The organism is Pseudorhodoferax aquiterrae (assembly GCF_014652235.1).
Classification (GTDB): Bacteria; Pseudomonadota; Gammaproteobacteria; order Burkholderiales; family Burkholderiaceae_C; genus Pseudorhodoferax; species Pseudorhodoferax aquiterrae.
In genome coordinates this window covers 1-5601 of record NZ_BMYK01000064.1, presented here as the reverse complement: position 1 = coordinate 5601, position 5601 = coordinate 1, and the positions used below count along the sequence as shown (strand labels likewise).

The following is a 5601-nucleotide window of genomic DNA, read 5'->3' as shown; positions in this document are numbered from 1 at the left end:
ATCGCACGGCCTCGCCGGCTTGACGCGGACCATAGAACCTCTGCCAGGCCGCTGGATGTGCCCCCCTTCGCGCAGCGGAAGGGGGGAGCCGCGCAGCGGCCTGGGGGGATGACTCACCGCCCAATCCAGGCATCGAAGAGGTAGGGCTGCGGCCAGGCCTTGTCCCAGGAGACACCGTGCACGTTGGGCTGCGCCGCTACCAGGCGGGCGCGCGAGTACAGCGGCACCGAGGGTGCGAAGTTCGGCAGGATCTCCTGCGCCTCGGCGTAGTGGCGGGCGCGGTCGGCCGCCTTGCCCGAGGCGCGCGCCTTGGCCAGCACGGCGTCGAGCTCTGGGATGCGCAGGAACGAGGCGTTCGAGCCCACGGTGCTGCCGTCGCTGATGTTGTCGCTGCCGTACAGGCGCCACAGCTGCATGCCCGTGGCCTCGGACTGGAACGAGCCCAGGATGCCGTAGTTGCCGTTGTACAGGCGTTGCGCCAGCTCGCTGGCGGTCACCGGTTGCAGCTGGATCTCGATGCCGAGCTTGCGCGCATCGACCTGCACCTGCTCCAGCGTGCGCTGGGCCAGCTGGTCGTTGTCGGCGTAGGGCGAGACGGTGGACAGCCGCTTGCCGTCCCGGGTGCGGTAGCCCTGGGCGTCGCGCTGGGTCCAGCCCGCGGCGTCCAGCAGTTCACCGGCGCGCTGCGGGTCGTGGCGGATCCTGTTCTTGAGTTTCTTGTTGAAGTCCGGCGTGGTCGTGGCCAAATACTCCTGCACCGGATAGGCGCCGAAGCTCGCGGCGCTCGCGATGCCGGCGCGGTCCAGGCCCGTCAAGAGGGCCAGGCGCACTTCCTTCTGGTCGAAGGGCGGGCGGCGCGTGTTCAGGTGCAGGCTGTAGCCCACGCCGGGCAGCAGAAATTCGGAGCTCTGGTACTTGCCGGCCTTGACGGTCTTGGCGTGCTCGGGCGGGACGTAGTCCACCACATGGGCCTCGCCGGTCAGCAGCGCGTTGTAGCGGGTCTGGTCCTCGGGCAGGAACACGTAGCGCACGCTGTCCACGTAGGCGGTGCCGCGGTGGAATTTGGGCGGCGCCCAGTTGTAGTCGTCGTTGCGCACGTAGGTGAGGCTCTGGCCCTTGACCCAGCGGTCGAACCTGAAGGGGCCGGTGCCGATCAGCTTGCTGGCCAGCGACTTGGGATCCTGCTCCAGCTGCTGCTTGGAGACGATGCCGAAGTACGGCGCGGCGATCAGCGTGAGGAAGCTCGACTCGGGCGTGCCCAGCGTCACCTCCAGCGTGTAAGCGTCGAGCACGCGTGCCACGGGCTTGAGCTTGGCCGTGGAGCCGGTCGATTTATTGGCCGGGTTGGCGATGAAGTCGAAGTTGGCCTTGACGGCCTCGGCGTTGAACGGCGTGCCGTCGTGGAACTTCACGTCGCGGCGCAGGTGGAAGGTGTAGACCCTGGCGTCGGGCGAGACCTCCCAGCGTTCGGCCAGCCAGGGGTCGTAGCTGCCGTCGCCGTTGTCCCAGACCAGCGAGTCGAGCACGGGCCGCACCGAATGGGCGCCCGAACCCTGGTCCACCAGCGGGTTCAGCAGCACGGGTTCGGCGCGCAGCGCCACGACGAGTTGCCCGCCGCGCTGGGGCGGGCCGGCCTCGCCGGCGGGCGCTGCCGATGCGGCGCCGGTGGCGAGCAAGGCCAGCGCCAGCGCGCCCGCGGTGCGGCGCGACATGAGCTTGTTCATCAGAAATCCTTGGATGGGGTGGCCGGCGCCAGGCGCCGGGAACGCAGCCGGGGGAAGCGTCCCGCCGGCGATGCGGCAATGTAGGGCGAAGCCCGTGCCGGCCACAGCATGGTTTCGCATAAGCAAACTCGCTGCCCGCAGAACGCGCACGCGGCGGCGATCCGGAACATGCCGTCCGCTGCGCTGTCGTGAGCTGCTCGTCATCGAGTGTTCACGGTCGCTGCCTACATTGCCTTCGCCCTGACGGCGAAAGCGCCTGTCGGCACCCCCATCGACTGGAACCTCCCACAATGCACTCCTACAACCCCGCGTTCCCGCGCACGAAGGCGCAGCCATGAGCCGCCGCGACTTTCTGCGCACCCTCGCCCAGGCCGGCGGCGCCAGCGCCGTGCTGGCCAGCTTCCCGCCCGCCATCCAGCGCGCCCTGGCCCTGCCCGCCAACCAGCGCACCCGCACCCTGCAGGACGTCGAGCACATCGTCGTGCTGACGCAGGAGAACCGCAGCTTCGACCACTACTTCGGCACCATGGCCGGCGTGCGCGGCTTCGGCGATCCGTTTCCCGTGCCGGTGCGCGACCGGCAGAACCTGTTCAGCGGCAAGACCGTGTTCGTGCAGCCCAGCGTGGGCGGTGCGCCCGTGCCGGGCCGGCCCAACTGGCCGACCAGCAAGCCCATCGCGCCGTTCCGTCTCAACACCGAGCAGGACTTCCCGGTCATGCGCGTGGCCGGCACGCCGCACTCCTGGCTGGACGCGCAACTGGCCTGGGACCACGGCCGCATGAACGACTGGTGCGCGGCCAAGCAGAACCATTCCATGGGCTACTACGCCGAGGGCGACCTGCCGTTCCAGTTCGCGCTGGCGCGCGCCTTCACGCTGTGCGACCACTACCACTGCGCGACGCAGACCGGCACCAACACCAACCGCCTGTTCCTGTGGACCGGCCACAACGATCCCCTGGCCCAGGCCGGCGGACCGTCGACGGACAACAGCCGCGACAGCTTCAACCCCGACCAGAGCACCGACTACCGCTGGATCACCTACGCGGAACGGCTGCAGGCCGCCGGCATCAGCTGGCAGGTCTACCAGAACATGGCGGACAACTTCACCGACAACCCGCTGGCCGGCTTCCGCAGCTTCCGCAATGCCTGGTACCTGCGCCCGGGCTACTCGCAGGCGCTGCGCGACCGTGGCGTCAGCACGCGTGACCTGGACCTGCTGAAGGCCGACGTGCTGGCCGACCGGCTGCCGCAGGTCAGCTGGATCGTCGCCACGGCCGAAGGCTCCGAGCACCCGGGCCCCTCGAGCCCGGCCTCGGGCGCGGACTACACGGCCCGCGTGCTGGACGCGCTCACGGCCAACCCCGAGGTCTGGAGCAAGACCGTGCTGCTCATCAACTTCGACGAGAACGACGGCTTCTTCGACCACATGCCGCCGCCGGCCGTGCCCTCCTACCTGGCCTACGACGCCAACCCCGCCCAGGCCCAGCTGGCCGGCGCCTCCACCGTGGACACCACGGGCGAATACCACCACGTGCTCAACGGCGCGGACCCCCGCACCCTCCACCGCCCCTATGGCCTGGGCCCGCGCGTGCCCATGTACGTGGTCTCGCCCTGGAGCAAGGGCGGCTGGGTCAATTCGCAGGTGTCCGACCACAGCTCGGTGCTGCGCTTCATCGAGGCGCGCTTCGGCGTGCCCGAGCCGCTGATCAGCCCCTGGCGCCGTGCGGTCTCGGGCAATCTGCTGTCCTGCTTCGACTTCGTGAACCCCGAGGACAACGGCTTCATGCAGCTGCTGCCGGCCACGGCGGCCCGCCGCGCGCAGTCGCTGGCGCTGCCCAACACCAAGGTGCCGGCCACGCCGAGCACGCTGGCCGCGCCCGTGCAGGCTGCCGGCGTGCGGCCCGCGCGCGCCCTGCCCTACGAGCTGCAGGTGCAGGCGCAGGTCGAGGCCGCTGGCGTGCTGCTGACCTTCGAGAACGCCGGCGAGGCCGGTGCCGTGTTCCACGTCTACGACCGCCTGGCGCTGGACCAGGTGCCGCGCCGCTACACGGTGGAGGCCGGCAAGCAGCTGCAGGGCCGCTGGGCCGCCACGGCCGCCTACGACCTCTGGGTGCTGGGGCCGAACGGCTTTCACCGCCACATCACGGGCGACGTGCGCCGCGCCAGCGGCGCGGCGCTGCCCGAACTCATCGTGCGCGCCGAGCGTGCGACGGGCGAACTCGTGCTCGAGCTCGTCAACAACGGCGGCCAGCCCTGCACCTTCCAGCTCACGGCCAACAAGTACACCACGAACACCCTGCCCGAGGTGCGCGTGGTGGCGCGCTCGCGCAGCGCACTGCGCCTGCCGCTGGCCGCGAGCTCGCACTGGTACGACTACAGCCTGCGCGTGAACGGCGCGCCGACCTGGCTGCGCCGCTTCGCCGGCCATCTGGAGAACGGCCTGCCCTCGATCAGCGACCCCGCGATGCAGGGCGCCGCCCAGCTGGACCAGTACCGCGTCAACTGAACCCCAAGGATCTCCCGCAATGCACTTTCGACACCTTCTCGCCACGGCCCTGCTCGCCGTGGCCTGCAGCGGCCAGGCCGCCGTGGTCTATGGCAGCAACCTGGTCGTCAACGGCGACGCCGAGGCCGGCACCGCCGGCTGGAGCGGCTACGACGTCTACGGCAACATCCAGTCCGTCGACTACGGCAACAACTGGGTGCTGCCCACCCAGCCGGGGCCAAGCGACCGCGGCGCCAAGATGTTCACGGGCACCGGCGCCTACGCCGTCGGCTACCAGGCGCTGGACTTCGGCATGGCGACCACGCAGTCCATCGGCTACTCGCTGAGCGGCTGGCTCGGCGGCTGGAGCAGCCAGACCGACAACGCGCTGTTCTACGTGCAGTTCCTCGACGCCTTCGGCGTCGAGATCGGCGGTGCGACGATCGGCGCCGTGACGGCCGCCGACCGCAACAACCAGACCGGCCTGTTCTACCGCGAGACCGAGGGCCAGCTGCCGGTGGGCACGAGCGCGCTGGCGTTCTGGCTGTCGATGGAGCGCAACGGCGGCGGCGACAACGACGGCTATGCCGACAACCTGGCCTTCGTGCTGGAAGCGCCTGCGGGCGAAGTGCCCGAGCCGGGCCTGGCCTCGTTGCTGCTGCTGGGCCTGGGCGCCCTGGGCTGGGCCCGCCGCCGGGCCGGCTGAGCCGCGCCGCGCGCGGCGCTAGCCCGAGCGGCAGCGTTGCGCGCGCGCCAGGTAATGCGCCAGGCCTGGCGTCGCCAGGCCGGGCTGCTTGGCCTGGTCGTCCCACAGGCGCAGCTGCACGGCCGCGCGCGCATGCGGCCGCGCGATGAAGGCTGCGGCCGCCGCCGCATCGAACACGCCGCCCTGCAACACCAGGTTGCGCTGCGAGTCCGCCGACAGGCCGGCCCGGTAGTGCGGCCGTGTCGCGCACAGGTAGCGCTTGGCATCCACATGCCAGCGGATCGGCTCCAGCACAGCGGCACCGAACAGGCCGCGCAGAAAGGGCAGCACCGCGAACTGGTGCAGGTCGTCCTCGCCGCGCAGCGTGGGCGTGCCCTCGGACTGCGTGAGCAGGTGGCCCAGGTCGTGCAGCAGCGCGGCCGTCACGAGCGCGTCGTCGGCGCCGGCCTGCTCGGCCAGCCAGGCGGTCTGCAACGCGTGCTCGGTCTGCGTGACGGGCTCGCCGCTGTACTGCGTGCCACCGTGGCGCGCGAACAGCAGCGCGATGTCGTCGAAGGCGAGCGCCATCTCAGTGGTCCATGGCGCTGGCGCGCCACCCAAAAGGCATCAAACCGGCTCGCAAGCAAAGGTTCAGAAGGCCGCGGAGCAGGCCATGCGAGTGCAGCCGCGGAACGGGCTCCGCCCGG

General features: G+C 70.7%; 4 protein-coding genes. 2 read left to right on the top strand and 2 right to left on the bottom strand.

What is annotated here, in order from left to right; all coding sequences use genetic code 11:
- Positions 1-113: 113 nt before the first annotated feature.
- Entirely contained in the window at positions 114-1724 is a 1611-nt protein-coding gene (locus IE209_RS33390; protein ID WP_189691166.1) for an ABC transporter substrate-binding protein, read from the bottom strand.
- A gap of 334 nt (positions 1725-2058) precedes the next feature.
- Between IE209_RS33390 and IE209_RS33385 the strand changes: the two genes are divergently transcribed.
- Positions 2059-4230: a phosphocholine-specific phospholipase C gene (locus IE209_RS33385; protein ID WP_189691165.1), complete on the top strand. Its 2172-nt coding sequence runs from the start codon at positions 2059-2061 to the stop codon at positions 4228-4230.
- A 19-nt stretch (positions 4231-4249) separates the two neighbouring features.
- Positions 4250-4915: a PEP-CTERM sorting domain-containing protein gene (locus tag IE209_RS33380; protein ID WP_229883190.1), complete on the top strand. Its 666-nt coding sequence runs from the start codon at positions 4250-4252 to the stop codon at positions 4913-4915.
- Positions 4916-4933: 18 nt separating this feature from the next.
- Here IE209_RS33380 and IE209_RS33375 read toward each other — a convergent pair whose 3' ends face one another.
- Positions 4934-5482: a phosphonate degradation HD-domain oxygenase gene (locus tag IE209_RS33375; protein ID WP_189691164.1), complete on the bottom strand. Its 549-nt coding sequence runs from the start codon at positions 5480-5482 to the stop codon at positions 4934-4936.
- Positions 5483-5601 lie beyond the last annotated feature (119 nt).